Here is a 15,187-nt window from a genome sequence, read left to right as displayed (position 1 = left end):
ATTGTTAAATTTTTTTTATTGTAGATATTTTTTTTTGATATTTGATAATATTTTTTATTACTATGTTATATCTTATAATAAGTAATATAGATGATATGGTTAATCCTATTCCTATTCCAATCCATACACCAATTCCACCCATTTTTAATGATAAAAACCAAGAGATAGGTAATCCTATAATCCAATAAGAAAAAAAACTAATCCACATAGGTATTTTAAAATCTTGTAATCCTCTTAATATTCCTATAGTGATCCCTTGAATTCCATCAGATATTTGAAAAATACTAGCAATTATAATCATTTTTTCTATGATAGGTATTATTTCATAATCATTTTTTTTTATATAAAAATAAGGAATTTCATTTCTAAAATAGATAAATATTAAACTGCATATTAACATAACAATGGACCCCATAAAAATAATAGCCAATCCTATTTTATTTAATTTATAATATTTTTTTAAAGCTAATTGATTACTAATTCTGATTGTAGCTGTAATAGAAAAACCTGTAATTATAAGAAAAGTAGAAGATACAAGATTAATAACCACTTGGTGAGCCGCTAAAACTTTTATTCCGCATTTTCCTGATATAAATGAAGATACAGCAAATGATCCCATTTCAAATAACATATGTAATCCAGATGGAATTCCAGTTTTTAATATTTTTTTTATATATGTTTTTTCTAAAGTTAAAAATTTTAAATAATTAACATAAAATCTAATTTTATTATATTTAAGATATAATATAAAAGAAATTCCGATTAACATAATAATTCTTGATATTAAAGTTGCATAAGCAACCCCAATAAAACCTAATTTAGGAAATCCTAAATATCCATTTATAAATAAATAATTTAATATTACGTTAATAATTGCCGCTAACCAAGTTATAATAAGACTAGGATAAACTATTTGCAACCCTTCTGAAAATTTTCTAAATATTTCAAACATTATCCATGGAAAAAAAGAAATGGATAAAATTTTTAGGAAGGAGATTGTTTGATCCATGATTTCTTTAGGTTGTTCGAAATAAGGAGATGCATAAAAAAATATATGTACTAATCCATACATAACTAATGATAAAATAAAATTTAATACCATACTATGGTAAAATATCATAGCAACTTCTTTATAATTTTTTTTTGCATCTGCATAGGAAATCAATGGAGGAATAGCCATAGACATACCTAATCCAAAAATTATTAACATAAAAAAAACTGAATTTGCCAATGATACTGAAGCAATTGCTTCTTTTCCAAGATATCCTACCATTAGGTTATCAAATAATCCTATACATATTGTCCCAAATTGGGTAAAAATAATAGGAAATGATAATAGAATATTTTTTTTAAAATTTTTTAAGTTTATATTAATAATATTAATATTGTTATATATAATTTTTTTATTATAAATTATTAATTTTTATAAAAGGTATTTTTTTTCTAAAAATAGGAATTTTTTTTCCTCTAGCTATAATAAATAATAAATTTTCTTCATTATCATTTTTAAATAAATATCCTAATCCTATACATTTTTTTAAAATAGGGGAATAATTACCAGAGGTAATTATTCCTACTTTATTTTTATTTTTATCTACTAATGAATATCCATTTCTAGGAATAAAATTATCTTCTTTTCGTATAAAAAAAGAAATAAATTTTTTATGAAATCCCGTTTTTTTTTGTTTTTCTAAGATTTCTCTTGAAATAAATTTTTTAGTAAATTTTACTATCCAAGATAAACCGGATTCTATAGGAGTAATTTTTTCTGAAATATCTTTTCCGTATAATCTATACCCCATTTCTAGTCTTAATGAATCTCTACTAGCAATTCCGCATGGGATAATTTTTCCATTTCCTATATTTATTATTTGATTCCAAATTTCTTTTACATATTTATTGGATACAAGAATTTCAAATCCTATAGATCCAGTATATCCTGTACGAGATATTAAAATATTATCGATCCCACATATTTTTCCTATTCTAAAATGATAAAAATGTATTTGTTCTAAAGGAATAGATGTTAATTGTTTAATATAATACATGGATAATGGTCCTTGTATAGATAATAAAGAATTATTATTAGAAATATCAATTAGTTCTAATTTTTCATATTTTAATAATTTTATATTATTAATTATCCAGTTTTTATTTTTTTCAATATTTATTGCATTAACTATTAATAAATATTCATATTTATTTAATTGATAAATAATTAAATCATCAATAATTCCACCCTTATTATTAATTAAACATGTATATTGAGCCATTCCTATTTTTATTTCATTTAAGTCATTTGTGGTTAATCTTTGGATAAAATCTTTTGAAGATTTTCCTTTGATAATTAATTTACCCATATGACTTACATCAAAAATTCCAGAATATTTTCTTACATATATATGTTCTTTTATAGAAGATGTATATTGTAATGGCATATAAAATCCTGAATAATTAATCATTTTTGCACCTAATTTTATATGAGTATCATATAATGATGTTTTAAAAAAATTTTTCATTATTTTCAATATTCTCCATAATATTCAACAAAGTTATTTTTTGTTTCATATAAAGTTATTTTTAATTCTAGATTTGAAGGGATTTTTTTGATAATTTTATTCCACATAAAAATTACTATATTTTCCATAGTAGGATTAATCAAACGGAATTCTTTTAAATCTAAATTAATATTTTTATGATCAAAATATTCTTCTATTTCTTTTTTAAGAATATTTTTTAATTTTTCTAAATTAAATAGTAATCCTGTTTCTTTATTTATTCTACCTCTTAAACTTACAATATATTCATAATTATGACCATGGTAATTTAAATTACCACATTTTCCAAATATTTTTAAATTTTTGTTGTGATCCCAATTTTTATTATATAATCTATGAGCAGAACTGAAATAACCTTTTTTACTTATAATAATTTTCATTTTATTTTTAATTTGTGAATATAATTTTTAAGAATAATTTTCAACCAGACTGTATATATATGTGGAAATATATAAATATCTTTTAACAATTCTTTTAAAGATATCCATTTCCAATTATCTACTTCTTCATAATTGATATTTGGATTTTTTTCGGAATATCCTATAAAAACATAATCTATTTCATTTTCAATAATTCCATTATCAAATTTTTCATAGTAATTGAAAAAAAATTTATATTCTAAGTGACAATCAAAGCCCATTTCATTATTTAAACAACGATGAGCAGCTTCTAAAATAGATTCATATTTGGTTGGATGACTACAAGATGTATTAGTCCAAAGTAAAGGAGAATGATATTTTTTTAAAGATCTTTTTTGTAACATTAAGTTATTTTTTCTTTTATCAAAAATAAATACAGATACAGCACTATGTAATAATCCATTTTTATGGATAATTTCTTTGTTATCAAAACCAATAATTTTATTATGGATTTTATCTATTAATGGAATTAAATTTTTATCTATTTTATGTTTATGATTATAATTTTTCATTATAATATGTAAAATTTTTTTTTCAACAAAAATGATTAAAAATACAAGAAAATTATTAATGGAATTAAATAGATTAAAAAATAATAATTTTTTAAATATTTTAAACATAAAATTTATTTTTATATCTTCTGATATTAAATTTTTAATAGCCAAAATACCTATCAGGTCTAAATTATTAAATCCTTTTGGATATTTACATGGTGGTGTAATTGTTTCTTTTGCTGAATCAGTAGGATGTTCTTTGTCTTTTTTAAATTTAAAAAACGATGAAAAAAAATTTTATAAATTTAGTCTATTTAATATTGAAATATCATCTAATCATGTTCAATATGTTAAAAAGGGATTTTTATTAGCCGAAGCAGAAATTTTTCATAAGGGAAAAATGTTACATTTAGTAAAATGTAACATTTTTGATGAAAAAAAGAACACAATTAGTTTTTGCAAAATGACTAATTTAATTATAAAAAATAATATATTAAGATGATAATTTATTTCCAATATTAATTAATTAAATTAGGTAAAAAAATATATAAAACTATTATTATTAATATAATATAATAATAATTTAGTTATATTTTAAAAACCTGTAATATAAAAATTTTTAAGAAAAATTAATTATATCCTATCTATTCCATATAATTTTATAAATTTAATATAGAAATAAAATCAGCATTAACTGGATTTTAATGAGAATATTTATAAAAATAATAAATGTTAGAATATTATATTTAATAAAACTAATAATTTATTTTTTCTTATCCAATAAAAATTATTTTATATTATGGATAGTACTTAATAAAAATAATAATATTTAATTAATAATATTTCTAATAGTAAATATTTCTTATTTGTAAAAGAAGAAAATTTTTCATAAAACTTTTTTTTTTCTACAAAATGGTCTGATAATTAATCGAACACTTTTGTTATATTGAAAATATTGAATAATCCAATTTGTTAATGCTATTACTCTATTTCTAAATCCTACTAAACTTACTAAATGAACAAACATCCAAATTATCCATGCTAAAAATCCTTTTAATTTTATAAACGAAAAATCACAAACAGCTTTATTTCTACCTATGGTAGCCATTGATCCTAGATTTTTATAAATGAATGGAGGATAATTTTTATCTATATTTTCATTGTTTATTAATAATAAATTAAATTTTTTAACTAAATAATTTCCTTGTTGTATAGCAGGTGGTGCTGTCATTGGATGTCCATTTGGATAAAATTTATTTTTTTTCATGTAAGCAATATCTCCAATAGCAAATATATTTTTATATTTTATAGTTCTGAGATAATTATTAACTAATATCCTATTATTTTCTATATCTTCTTTTAAAAAACCTTTTATAATTGCTCCTTTAACTCCAGCAGCCCATATAACATTAGCAGTTTCTATATTTTTATCTTTTTCTATTAATACTACTTTTCCATCGTAATCTTTTACTAAACAATTTAACCATATAGTTACTCCTAATTCTTTTAAATTTTTATAAGCTTGTTCAGCAGATGTTTTAGACATTCCATCTAAAAGTCTTGGAGATGCTTGTAATAAATGAATATCCATATTTTTATTATCTAAATCTGGATAGTCATGAGGAATTACATATTTTTTCATTTCGGCTAAGGCACCCGCTAATTCTACTCCAGTTGGTCCACCTCCTACAATTACAAATGTCATAAGTCTTTTTTTTTTTTTTTGATTATTTGTTAATAAAGAATACTCAAAATTTTGTAATATAAGACTTCTTAAATTCAAAGCTTCTGGAATTGATTTCATTGGTAATGAATAATATTCAATATTTTTATTTCCAAAATAATTGGTAATAGATCCAGTTGCAATAATTAAGTAGTCATAAAATAATTCTCCAACATTAGTATATATTATTTGTTTTTTAGTGCTGATATAATCAACATTAGCTAATCTAAAAAAAAAGTTTTTTGTATTTTTTATTATATTTCTAATAGAATGTGCTATGGAATCTGGCTCTAACCCTGCAGTAGCTACTTGGTATAATAGTGGTTGGAAAGTATGATAATTATTTTTATCTATAAGTACTACTTGATATTTATCTCTTCTTAATTTTTTTGCAACTTGTATCCCAGAAAATCCAGCACCAATAATTACTACTCTTTTTAGATTTTTATTTATTGGAATATTCATAAATTAATTGTCAAATTTTATTTGATGCATTTAACACTAATTTATATTATATTTTCGTTTTTAATAAAAAATTAATATTTTTGTTGATTGATATAATAGATAATATTATGGATAATTATTATTTAATTACTGGTATTTTTTTACTATTTAATATCATTATTAATACAATTATTAAAATTAGATTAAATCATTATTCTAAATTTTATGTGAAATCTAATTTATCTGGGAAAGAAATAGCAGAAAAAATGTTAATGGATAATGGAATTAATGACGTTAATGTTCATTTAGTAAATGGTAATTTGACTGATCATTATAATCCATTAAACAAGACAATAAATTTAAGTAAAAATGTTTTTTTTAAAAAAAATGCAGTATCTATTGCCATAGCTACGCATGAATGTGGTCACGCTATGCAACATAAATTAGGTGGAACTTTATTAAAATTAAGAGATAATTTAGTACCTATTTTAAATTTTAGTTCAAGAATTACTCATCTATCTATTATATATGGTTTAGCTATTTTTTATAGTTCTGAAGGAAAATATTCAATTATTCTAAAAATTGGAATAATATTATTTTCATTAATTGTTATTTTTTCATTAATTACATTACCTATAGAATTTGATGCGAGTAAAAGGGCTTTAAATTGGTTAAAGAAAAAAAATTTAGTTAATTATAAAGAATATTCTCAAGTAAAAAGTTCGTTAAATTTAGCTGCTATGACTTATATTATTGCAGCTTTAGGGGATTTGACTAATTTAGCATATTTTATATCAGTTTTTGATGATAACAAGAAATAATTAAAATTAATTTTTTTTATTTTTTTTTCTTTTTTCTTTTTTTTAAATTTTTTGAATTAGGACGTGTTTTTCCATATGTTTTATTTACAATTTTCCCCCTTCTAGTTTTTTTATCACCTTTTCCCATTTTTATATTTTTTTTAAAATAAAATTTGCTTTATCTTGTAGTTCATTTTTTGATGAGTTGTTGTTAATAACAATATTATTAATACTTTCTTTGATTTTCTCTTTTTTTAGAAATTTTTTTTGATTATTTAAGCGATTGATAATATCTTCTTCAGATAATTTATTTCTATTTATAATTCTTTCTAATTTTTTATTTAAAGATGAAGTCAATGTTATGATTATATCACATTTTTTATAAAAACCACTTTCAAATAAAATTGCTGATTCTTTGATTATATATAAAGGATTGTTTATTGAAACATTTTTTTTCCATTTTTCAAAATCTAAATTAATCCAAGGATGAACAATAGAACATAATAATTTTAATGCTGGTGGATTACTAAAAACTTTTTTTGATAAAAAAAAATTGTTTAATTTATTTTTTTTGTAAGATTCTTTGCCAAAAGATCTTATAATATTTTTTTTTATTACATTTTGATTATTCATTAAAATTTTTCCTCTATCATCTGAACAATAAACTGGGATTCCAGTTTTTTTTAAAAATGATGAAAATAAAGTTTTTCCAGTTCCCATATTTCCAGTTATTCCTATTAATTTCATTTTTATTTTAATATTTTATTTTTCATATTCTTTTTTATAAATATTATTATATCTAAGTTGTGTTAATTCTTTAGATATTGTACTTTTTTCAAGTTTTATTTTTCCCAATACAGTTTCTAGAATACAAAAATTTTTTGTTATTTCTATAATTTTTCCGTGTATTCCTGAATTTGTTACTATATATTTTCCTTTTTCTAAATTTTCTTGAAAATTTCTTTCTTTTTTTTGTCTTTGTATTTGCGGTCTAATCATGAAAAAATAAAATATAATAGAAATTAATGAAAACATACAGATTGTATTAAGAACAGAATTCTGTTGAAATAATAATTTGTTATACATAATTATTAGATTTTTTTTGTTTTTCTAAAGATTTATAGATATTATCTAATATCCCATTAATAAAATTTTTACTTTTCTCCATACAAAATATTTTCGATATTTCTATATACTCATTAATTGTAGCTTTAGGAGGAATATTAGGAAAATATAAAAATTCACAAGTAGCCATTTGTAATATAATTAATTCTATAATTGCTATTCTTTTAATATTCCAGTTTTTTGATGTACGTTTTATTATTATATTCAATTCTTTTTTATGTAGAATGGTATTCCAATATAAATTAATAATAAATTTTTTATTTTCAATATCTTCATAGAAATTATATAATTTAAATTTATCAGAATTTTGACTATTTATAAGAAGAAAAGTTTTATAAACTATATTATGAGCAATAGAATAATTTTCTAATCCATTAGAATAAAATTCTTCTACAAAATCTAATAATTTTATGTTAGATGAAAATAAGTTTTGATAATTTTTTATAAAAAAAAGTTTTTCATCTTTAATAGAATTAAAATTTTCTTTTAATGGTAATTTATTCATTTTTTTTATGAAATAAAAAACGATTATATTATTGTTTTTCCATATATTTTTGGAAGAATTATGTAATTCTAATAAATATTTATTTTTGTATAAAGTTTTTATAATAAAGTTATGAGCAAAATTTTTTGCAAAATTTAGTTTTTTATAAGGAATTTTTTTTTCTAGAATTAATATATTATCTCTAATGGTTAATGTTAAACAAAGAAGAGATAAATATAGATTATTTAATTCTTCAATACTTTTCAGCAGATTTTTTTCTATTTGATAGAAATCTATATTAGATAAATATTGTGCATATAAGAATTGTAATACTTTTATTCTAAATTGTCTTCTTATTGACATTTTGCTAAATAATATTGAATAATTAATATTTACAATTATATAAATAAAAAATTAAACTAAAAAAGTTTATATTTTTATTTTTTTTATATATATGAATGATTTACTAACTTTTAGCGAAAAGTATTGTAAAAAATATAAATCACGTTTATTTTTTGGATTAATATTAATTTTTATTTCAAATATTTTAACTGTTATCCCAATTCCTTATATAGGAAAATCTATCAATTCAATTAAAAATTTATTTTTAGATTTATCAAATAATAAAAATATTGCTTTATTTAAAAAAGAAATTTTTTTTAATGCTGTTATAATATTAATAGTTCCTATTATAGGAGGATTTGTAAAATATTATATGAGGCAGTTTATTATTACTACATCTAGAATGATTGAATTTGATATTAAAAATGATATATTTTTACATTATCAAAAGTTAGATTTGTATTTTTATAATAAAAATTCTACTGGAGATTTAATGAATAGGTTGACAGAAGATATTTCTTTTATAAGACAATATATAGGACCTGGAATGATGTATTTTATAAATTTATCCATTCTTTTTTTTATTGTTTTTATACAAATGTTTCGAATAAATAAATCTTTAACTTTTTATGTTCTTTCTCCTATTCCTATTCTTTTTATTTTAATTTATTGGATAAGTATTAATATTTCTAAAAATGGAAAATGTGTGCAAAAAATGCAGTCTTATATATCTTCTTTTGTTCAGGAAACATTTTCAGGAATTCAAATTGTAAAATCCTTTTCAGCAGAACTTTTATTTTCTAATAAACATAAAAAAATTGTATTAGATTATAAAAATAAAAATGTTATTTTAGCAAAATTTGAAACAGTTTTATCTTCTATAATAATTTTTTTTATTGGTCTTAGTCATGTTTTTGTACTTTTTTTTGGTAGTAAAAAGTATTTTGAAGGAGATATAAAAGAAATAGGTGTCATTGTTGAATTTTTTACTTATATAAATATATTAATATTTCCTATTATTATATTGGGTTGGGTAATTACTATAATAGAAAGAGCAAAAATTTCAAATAATAGAATAAATGAATTTTTAAGAGAAAAATCAAAAATGTATAATATTGGAAATGGAATATTAACAAAAATAAAATTTGTTAAAAAGATTCAATTTAATAATGTTAGTTTTAATTATGGTAATAGTACTAATATAATTAATAATATATCATTTATTTTAAATGGGGGTAATACATTAGTATTAACAGGAAAAACAGGGTCCGGAAAAACAACTGTAGCAAAATTATTATCTAGATTATATGATCCAAATGATGGAGAAATATTGATGAATGATACACCTATTGTTAATTATAATTTATATGATTATAGGAGTAATATTGGCTATGTTCCTCAAGAATCTTTTATATTTTCAGATTCTATTTATAATAATGTTACATTAGGAGCGTATAAAAGAATACATTATAATAGTATTTATCGTATTATGAAAAATGTTATGATGGAAGAAGATATTTTTGATTTTAATAATGGTTACGATACTATTATAGGTGGAAAAGGTATTAATTTATCTGGTGGACAAAAACAAAAAATATGTATAGCAAGAGCTATTATAAGAAATCCAAAAATAATAATCTTTGATGATAGTTTTTCCGCAATGGATAATAAAACTAAAATAACAATTATGAATTTTATTCAAAAAGAATTTTATAAAAGTATTATTATTATTATTACTAATGATATGAATTATATATCTGATTATAATTTACTTATAGAATTGGATAATGGAAAAATTTTTAAAAATTTAAAAAAATAAAAAAAAGTACTATAATAGTTTTTTTTTATTTAGATTTGTTTTATATATTCAACATTAAATATTGGAATGGACGAAAAAGTCAAAGAAAGAAATGAGATTTGTTCAAGAACTTTAAAAACAGGAAGTAGAACATATTTTTTTGATGCGAGAGAAACAAGAGCTGGTGATTATTATTTAACAATTACTGAAAGTAAGAAAAATTTTTCTGAAGTTGGTGAAATAACATATAAAAAACATAAAATATATTTATATAAAGAAGATTTTTCAAAATTTAAAAATATACTTGATGATATGGTTAAGTTTATTATAAAGGAAAAAGGACAAGAAGTTATATCAGAACGTCATCAAAAAGATTTTAAAAAAAATAAAAAGAATTTTAAAAGAAGTTATAAAGATTTAAAAAAGCATCAAAAAGATATCAAAGATAATCAAAAAGATTTAAAAAAGCATCAAAAAGATATCAAAGATAATCAAAAAGATTTAAAAAAGCATCAAAAAGATATCAAAGATAATCAAAAAGATTTAAAAAAGCATCAAAAAGATATCAAAGATAATCAAAAAGATTTAAAAATATAATATAATACAACATATTATTATTACTATTATTTTTATGAATAATGATTAAAATAATGGGATAATTAGATTTATTATGAGGAGAAAATATATAGATCTAATGAAAGATATTAATACTTTTATATTTGATGTGGATGGAGTATTAACAAATTGTGTGCTTAGTTTATTTCCTAATGGAGAAATGGTCCGTCATATGTTTGCTAAAGATGGTTATGCTATTCAAATAGCTAATAATAAAGGATATAATTTATGTGTTATTACTGGAGGATCAGATTTAATGGTATTTAAAAGATTAAGAAAATTAAATATTCGTCATATTTATCAGGGAGTAATTAACAAAAAAAATTATTTGGATAAATATTGTAATAATATAAATATTTCCAAAAATAATGTGCTTTATATGGGGGATGATATGCCTGATATTGAAATAATGAAGGAAGTAGCCTTACCATGTTCACCAATAGATGCAGTACAAGAAGTGAAAGATATATCTAAGTATATATCCTCAAAAAAAGGTGGCCGCGGTTGTGTTAGAGATGTTATTGAAAAAACAATGAAAATTCAAGGAAAATGGGAATAAAAAAGTGATATATATAAAATATAAAAAAAATAGTGTCCAAAATGACACTATTTTTATTTAAAAAATATAATAAAGTAAATAAAATTATTGGAATATATATTACATCATTCCACCCATTCCACCACCTGCACCACCTGGCATTGGAGGTGCTGCATTAGCTTCTTCTTTTTTTACTTCTGTAACAACACATTCTGTAGTTAATAACATTCCTGAAACTGAAGCAGCATTTTCTAATGCGACTCTAGCTACTTTTGTTGGATCTATTATACCTTCAGATATCATATTTTTATATTCTCCATTTTTAGCATCATAACCATAATCTCCTTTACCCTCTGCAACTTTTGCTACTACAACGGAACCTTCTCCTCCTGCATTAGCAACTATTTGACGTAAAGGTTCTTCTAATGATCTTCTTACTATTTGTATTCCAGTATCTTGATCTGAATTATCGCCTCTTATATTGTTTAAAGCTTTTATTGCACGAACTAAAGCTACACCTCCTCCAGCAACAATTCCTTCTTCAACGGCAGCTCTAGTAGCATTTAATGCATCATCAACTCTATCTTTTTTCTCTTTCATTTCTACTTCAGATGCAGCACCTACATAAAGAACAGCTACTCCACCAGCTAATTTTGCAAGACGTTCTTGTAATTTTTCTTTATCATAATCTGATGTTGTAGTTTCGATTTGAGCTTTTATTTGATCTATACGTGATCTAATTTCTTTTTTTCTTCCACCTCCATTAACAATAGTAGTATTATCCTTATCTATAATTACTCTTTCTGCTTTTCCTAACATGTCTAATTTGACATCTTCTAATTTACTTCCTGTTTCTTCAGAAATTACTGTTCCTCCAGTTAAAATTGCTATATCTTCTAACATAGCTTTTCTTCTATCTCCAAATCCAGGAGCCTTAATAGCAGCTACTTTTAGTGTACCTCTTATTTTATTTACTACCAATGTAGCCAATGCTTCACCTTCAACTTCTTCAGAAATAATAAGCAATGGCTTACCTGATTGAGCAACAGGTTCTAATATAGGTAGTAAATCTTTCATACCAGCTATTTTTTTATCTGATAATAAAATTTGAGGTTGATCAAATTCTGTTATCATTTTTTCCGTATTTGTTACGAAATAAGGGGATTGATATCCTCTATCAAATTGCATTCCTTCTACTACATCAACTGATGTATCAGTTCCTTTAGCTTCTTCTACTGTAATTACTCCTTCTCTACCAACTCTTTCAAAAGCATCAGCTATTAAAGCTCCAGTTTTTTCATCATTATTTGCAGAAATAGATGCAACTTGTTTAATTTTTTCTGTATTACCACCTACTTCTCTAGATTGTTTTCGTAAATCACGAATTACACCACCTAAAGCTTTATCTATTCCTCTTTTTAAATCCATTGGATTAGCACCAGCAGCAACATTTTTTAGTCCTTCTCTAACAATAGCTTGAGCTAATACAGTAGCGGTAGTGGTTCCATCACCAGCAACATCATTAGTTTTTGAAGCTACTTCTTTTACCATTTGAGCTCCTAAGTTTTCTATAGAATCATCTAGCTCAATTTCTTTAGCTACAGTAACTCCATCTTTAGTTACTTGAGGTCCCCCAAATGATTTTTGTAATACAACATTACGACCTTTTGGTCCTAATGTTACCTTTACCGCGTTAGCTAGTGCATCAACTCCTTTTTTTAATTTATCTCTTGCTTCAATATCGAATTTAATATCTTTTGCCATAATTTTATTAATTTTTTCTAAAAAATTTAATATCTAAATTTAATTAAAATTAATATCTAAATATTATTTATTGTGTAATAAAATTATTAATAATTTATTACATCATATCATTTCATTTATATAATAGCTATAATGTCAGATTCACGCATTATTAAATATTCTTCTCCTTCCCATTTTAATTCTGTTCCAGAATATTTTCCATATAAAACTCTATCACCTTTTTTTAAATTCATAGGTTCGTTCTTTTTTCCTTTTCCTATTGCTATTACTGTTCCTTTTTGTGGTTTTTCTTTTGCTGTATCTGGTATTATTATTCCAGATGATGTTTTAGTTTCAGCCGGATCAGGTAACACAAGAACACGATCGGATAAAGGTTTAATTTTTACTTCCACCATAATTTCAATAATTTTTTACGATTCTTTTAATATTAGAGCCAAAAACATGCCAAATTGAAAATTATTTATATTTTTATTAATTATAATAAAATGTCAGATGTCATTATGACATGTTTAATAATTAATTTTTTTTAATAAAAAATTAAAAATTAAAATAAGAACTAATATAGTTATAGATAATAACCATGTTATGTTATCTAAAAATGTATTAGTTCTTTTGATTCCAAAAAATCTAAAATTTTTTTCCATGAAAGACTGATTAATACTTTCCTTTTTCGGGTTTTGTATTAAGATTATTAATATAAAAAAAATAGAAATTATTACAATAATAAAACTAATAAAATTTATAATATATAATCGATATAAATCGTTTATTTTAAAAATATGTTGGTTGAAATTTATAAATCTATAATCCATATTGTTTTATTTTTCTGTATAATGTCCTTTCTGAAATTCCTAGTTCTTCTGCAGCTTTTTTTCTTTTTCCATTATTTTTTTTTAAAGCTTTTTTTATAAATTCAATTTCTTTTTTTTGCAATGAAAATGAATCAAAATAATCTTTATTTTTTAATAAATTATTTTGTACTTCTTCATATTCTAGATCAATACCATGATCATTTTGATGAAAAATTTTTTCAGTAGTAGTGATATTTTTACTTTTTTTATCTGAATGAGTTTGAGCAATAATATTTCTTCCAAAAATTTGATAAATAAGATGTTGGTTTTCTCTATTAAATCTATTATTTGAATTATTTTTTATTAATTGATATACTATATTTTTCAAATCATTGTAACTTTTTTTCATATCAAATAATATTTTATAGATAAAATCTATTTCTCTGCTAGAAAAATTATGAAAAAATGATTGATTAATATGATTATTTTTTAATGATAATGATGGAACATTATTTGGAATATATTCTTTTAATTTTTCTAAACTTATATATCTTTCAGTTTCTAATATAGAAATCTGTTCAATTAAATTTTTTAATTGTCTAATATTTCCCGGCCAATTATAATCTTCAATATATTTTAAAGAGTCTTCAGTAAATTTAATTGGAGGCATATTATATTTATCAGAAAAGAAATAAGAAAATTTCTCGAATAGAAATTTTATGTCATTTTTACGTTTTCTTAATGGAGGAATTTTTATTTCTACTGTATTTAGACGATAATATAAATCTTCTCTAAATTTTCTTTTTTGTATAGATTCTAACATATTTATATTAGTAGCTGCCACAATACGGATATTAGTTTTCTGAATCTTGGAAGATCCTACTTTAATAAATTCTCCAGATTCTAAAATTCTTAATAAACGAACTTGTGTAGTTAAAGGCAATTCTCCAATTTCATCTAAAAATATAGTACCTCCATCAGCTACTTCAAAATAACCTTTTCGCGTATTTACGGCTCCAGTAAAAGATCCTTTTTCATGACCAAATAATTCGCTATCAATTGTTCCTTCTGGAATTGCACCACAATTAATAGCAATATAAGAATTATGTTTTCGACAAGAAAATTGGTGAATTATTTTTGGAATAAATTCTTTTCCAACTCCACTTTCTCCCAAAACTAATACAGAAATATCTGTAGGTGCTACTTGAATAGATTTTTCTAATGCTCTATGTAAGGCATAATCATGCCCAATAATTCCAAATTTTTGTTTTATATTTTGAATAGATTCCATT

General features: G+C 21.9%; 17 protein-coding genes and 1 pseudogene. 5 read left to right on the top strand and 13 right to left on the bottom strand.

The genetic code is table 11. The features are described from left to right. Positions 1-4 precede the first annotated feature (4 nt). From H0H58_RS02040 to H0H58_RS02025, 4 genes are all read right to left on the bottom strand, one after another. Complete coding sequence (locus H0H58_RS02040; protein WP_262887161.1) at positions 5-1,321, bottom strand: MATE family efflux transporter; 1,317 nt, start codon at positions 1,319-1,321, stop codon at positions 5-7. An 85-nt stretch (positions 1,322-1,406) separates the two neighbouring features. After that, a complete protein-coding gene (gene gcvT / locus H0H58_RS02035) occupies positions 1,407-2,519 on the bottom strand; it encodes a glycine cleavage system aminomethyltransferase GcvT (protein ID WP_185864902.1) in 1,113 nt (370 codons plus the stop codon). Between the two features lie 5 nt (positions 2,520-2,524). Then, positions 2,525-2,938, bottom strand: coding sequence for a 6-pyruvoyl trahydropterin synthase family protein (locus tag H0H58_RS02030; RefSeq protein ID WP_185864901.1), 414 nt, complete (start codon positions 2,936-2,938; stop codon positions 2,525-2,527). Next, a complete protein-coding gene (locus tag H0H58_RS02025; RefSeq protein WP_185864900.1) occupies positions 2,935-3,489 on the bottom strand; it encodes an isopentenyl-diphosphate Delta-isomerase in 555 nt (184 codons plus the stop codon). Before H0H58_RS02025 ends, H0H58_RS02030 begins: the two co-directional genes overlap by 4 nt. Positions 3,490-3,520: 31 nt before the next feature. Here H0H58_RS02025 and H0H58_RS02020 point away from each other — a divergent pair, with 31 nt between their 5' ends. Then, the gene (locus tag H0H58_RS02020; protein WP_185864899.1) at positions 3,521-3,973 is read left to right on the top strand and encodes a PaaI family thioesterase; all 453 of its coding nucleotides are present in this window, start codon (positions 3,521-3,523) and stop codon (positions 3,971-3,973) included. A gap of 384 nt (positions 3,974-4,357) precedes the next feature. On the opposite strand, the gene H0H58_RS02015 is transcribed toward H0H58_RS02020, so the two are convergent. Continuing rightward, positions 4,358-5,659, bottom strand: a complete 1,302-nt coding sequence (locus H0H58_RS02015; protein ID WP_185864898.1) for an NAD(P)/FAD-dependent oxidoreductase — start codon at positions 5,657-5,659, stop codon at positions 4,358-4,360. 80 nt (positions 5,660-5,739) lie between these two features. Here H0H58_RS02015 and H0H58_RS02010 point away from each other — a divergent pair, with 80 nt between their 5' ends. Beyond that, positions 5,740-6,459: a zinc metallopeptidase gene (locus H0H58_RS02010; RefSeq protein WP_238785124.1), complete on the top strand. Its 720-nt coding sequence runs from the start codon at positions 5,740-5,742 to the stop codon at positions 6,457-6,459. 16 nt (positions 6,460-6,475) lie between these two features. On the opposite strand, the gene H0H58_RS02005 is transcribed toward H0H58_RS02010, so the two are convergent. The 4 genes from H0H58_RS02005 to nusB are packed head-to-tail and all read right to left on the bottom strand — an operon-like array spanning position 6,476 to position 8,410. After that, complete coding sequence (locus H0H58_RS02005) at positions 6,476-6,586, bottom strand: 30S ribosomal protein THX (RefSeq protein WP_185864897.1); 111 nt, start codon at positions 6,584-6,586, stop codon at positions 6,476-6,478. Positions 6,587-6,588: 2 nt separating this feature from the next. Continuing rightward, positions 6,589-7,185: a dephospho-CoA kinase gene (coaE, locus tag H0H58_RS02000; RefSeq protein WP_238785123.1), complete on the bottom strand. Its 597-nt coding sequence runs from the start codon at positions 7,183-7,185 to the stop codon at positions 6,589-6,591. 15 nt (positions 7,186-7,200) lie between these two features. Continuing rightward, positions 7,201-7,524, bottom strand: a complete 324-nt coding sequence (yajC, locus tag H0H58_RS01995; protein ID WP_185864896.1) for a preprotein translocase subunit YajC — start codon at positions 7,522-7,524, stop codon at positions 7,201-7,203. Continuing rightward, positions 7,517-8,410 carry a transcription antitermination factor NusB gene (gene nusB, locus H0H58_RS01990; protein WP_185864895.1) on the bottom strand — a complete coding sequence of 298 codons (894 nt, stop codon included), beginning with the start codon at positions 8,408-8,410 and terminating at the stop codon, positions 7,517-7,519. The genes yajC and nusB overlap by 8 nt, the downstream gene beginning before the upstream one ends. A gap of 91 nt (positions 8,411-8,501) precedes the next feature. Here nusB and H0H58_RS01985 point away from each other — a divergent pair, with 91 nt between their 5' ends. The 3 genes and pseudogenes from H0H58_RS01985 (at position 8,502) to H0H58_RS01975 (ending at position 11,361) form a co-directional block, all read left to right on the top strand. Beyond that, positions 8,502-10,208 (top strand): ABC transporter ATP-binding protein, encoded by a 1,707-nt coding sequence (locus H0H58_RS01985; protein WP_185864894.1) that lies wholly within the window; start codon positions 8,502-8,504, stop codon positions 10,206-10,208. 66 nt (positions 10,209-10,274) lie between these two features. Beyond that, positions 10,275-10,631, top strand: a pseudogene (locus H0H58_RS01980) (DUF3276 family protein); the annotation flags it as partial. Positions 10,632-10,857: 226 nt separating this feature from the next. After that, a complete protein-coding gene (locus H0H58_RS01975; protein WP_238785122.1) occupies positions 10,858-11,361 on the top strand; it encodes a KdsC family phosphatase in 504 nt (167 codons plus the stop codon). Positions 11,362-11,460: 99 nt separating this feature from the next. On the opposite strand, the gene groL is transcribed toward H0H58_RS01975, so the two are convergent. The 4 genes from groL to H0H58_RS01955 all read right to left on the bottom strand — a co-directional run bounded on the left by groL (position 11,461) and on the right by H0H58_RS01955 (position 15,186). Next, positions 11,461-13,104, bottom strand: a complete 1,644-nt coding sequence (gene groL, locus H0H58_RS01970; RefSeq protein ID WP_185864893.1) for a chaperonin GroEL — start codon at positions 13,102-13,104, stop codon at positions 11,461-11,463. Between the two features lie 116 nt (positions 13,105-13,220). Beyond that, positions 13,221-13,499 (bottom strand): co-chaperone GroES, encoded by a 279-nt coding sequence (locus H0H58_RS01965; protein WP_185864892.1) that lies wholly within the window; start codon positions 13,497-13,499, stop codon positions 13,221-13,223. Positions 13,500-13,613: 114 nt separating this feature from the next. Then, positions 13,614-13,916: a preprotein translocase subunit SecG gene (secG, locus tag H0H58_RS01960; protein WP_185864891.1), complete on the bottom strand. Its 303-nt coding sequence runs from the start codon at positions 13,914-13,916 to the stop codon at positions 13,614-13,616. Then, positions 13,906-15,186 carry a sigma 54-interacting transcriptional regulator gene (locus tag H0H58_RS01955; protein ID WP_185864890.1) on the bottom strand — a complete coding sequence of 427 codons (1,281 nt, stop codon included), beginning with the start codon at positions 15,184-15,186 and terminating at the stop codon, positions 13,906-13,908. Before H0H58_RS01955 ends, secG begins: the two co-directional genes overlap by 11 nt. Position 15,187: the final 1 nt, after the last annotated feature.

The organism is Blattabacterium cuenoti (assembly GCF_014251775.1).
GTDB lineage: Bacteria > Bacteroidota > Bacteroidia > Flavobacteriales > Blattabacteriaceae > Blattabacterium > Blattabacterium cuenoti_H.
The sequence above is the reverse complement of the archived record's forward strand: the minus strand, read 5'-3'. Positions and strand labels throughout refer to the sequence as shown.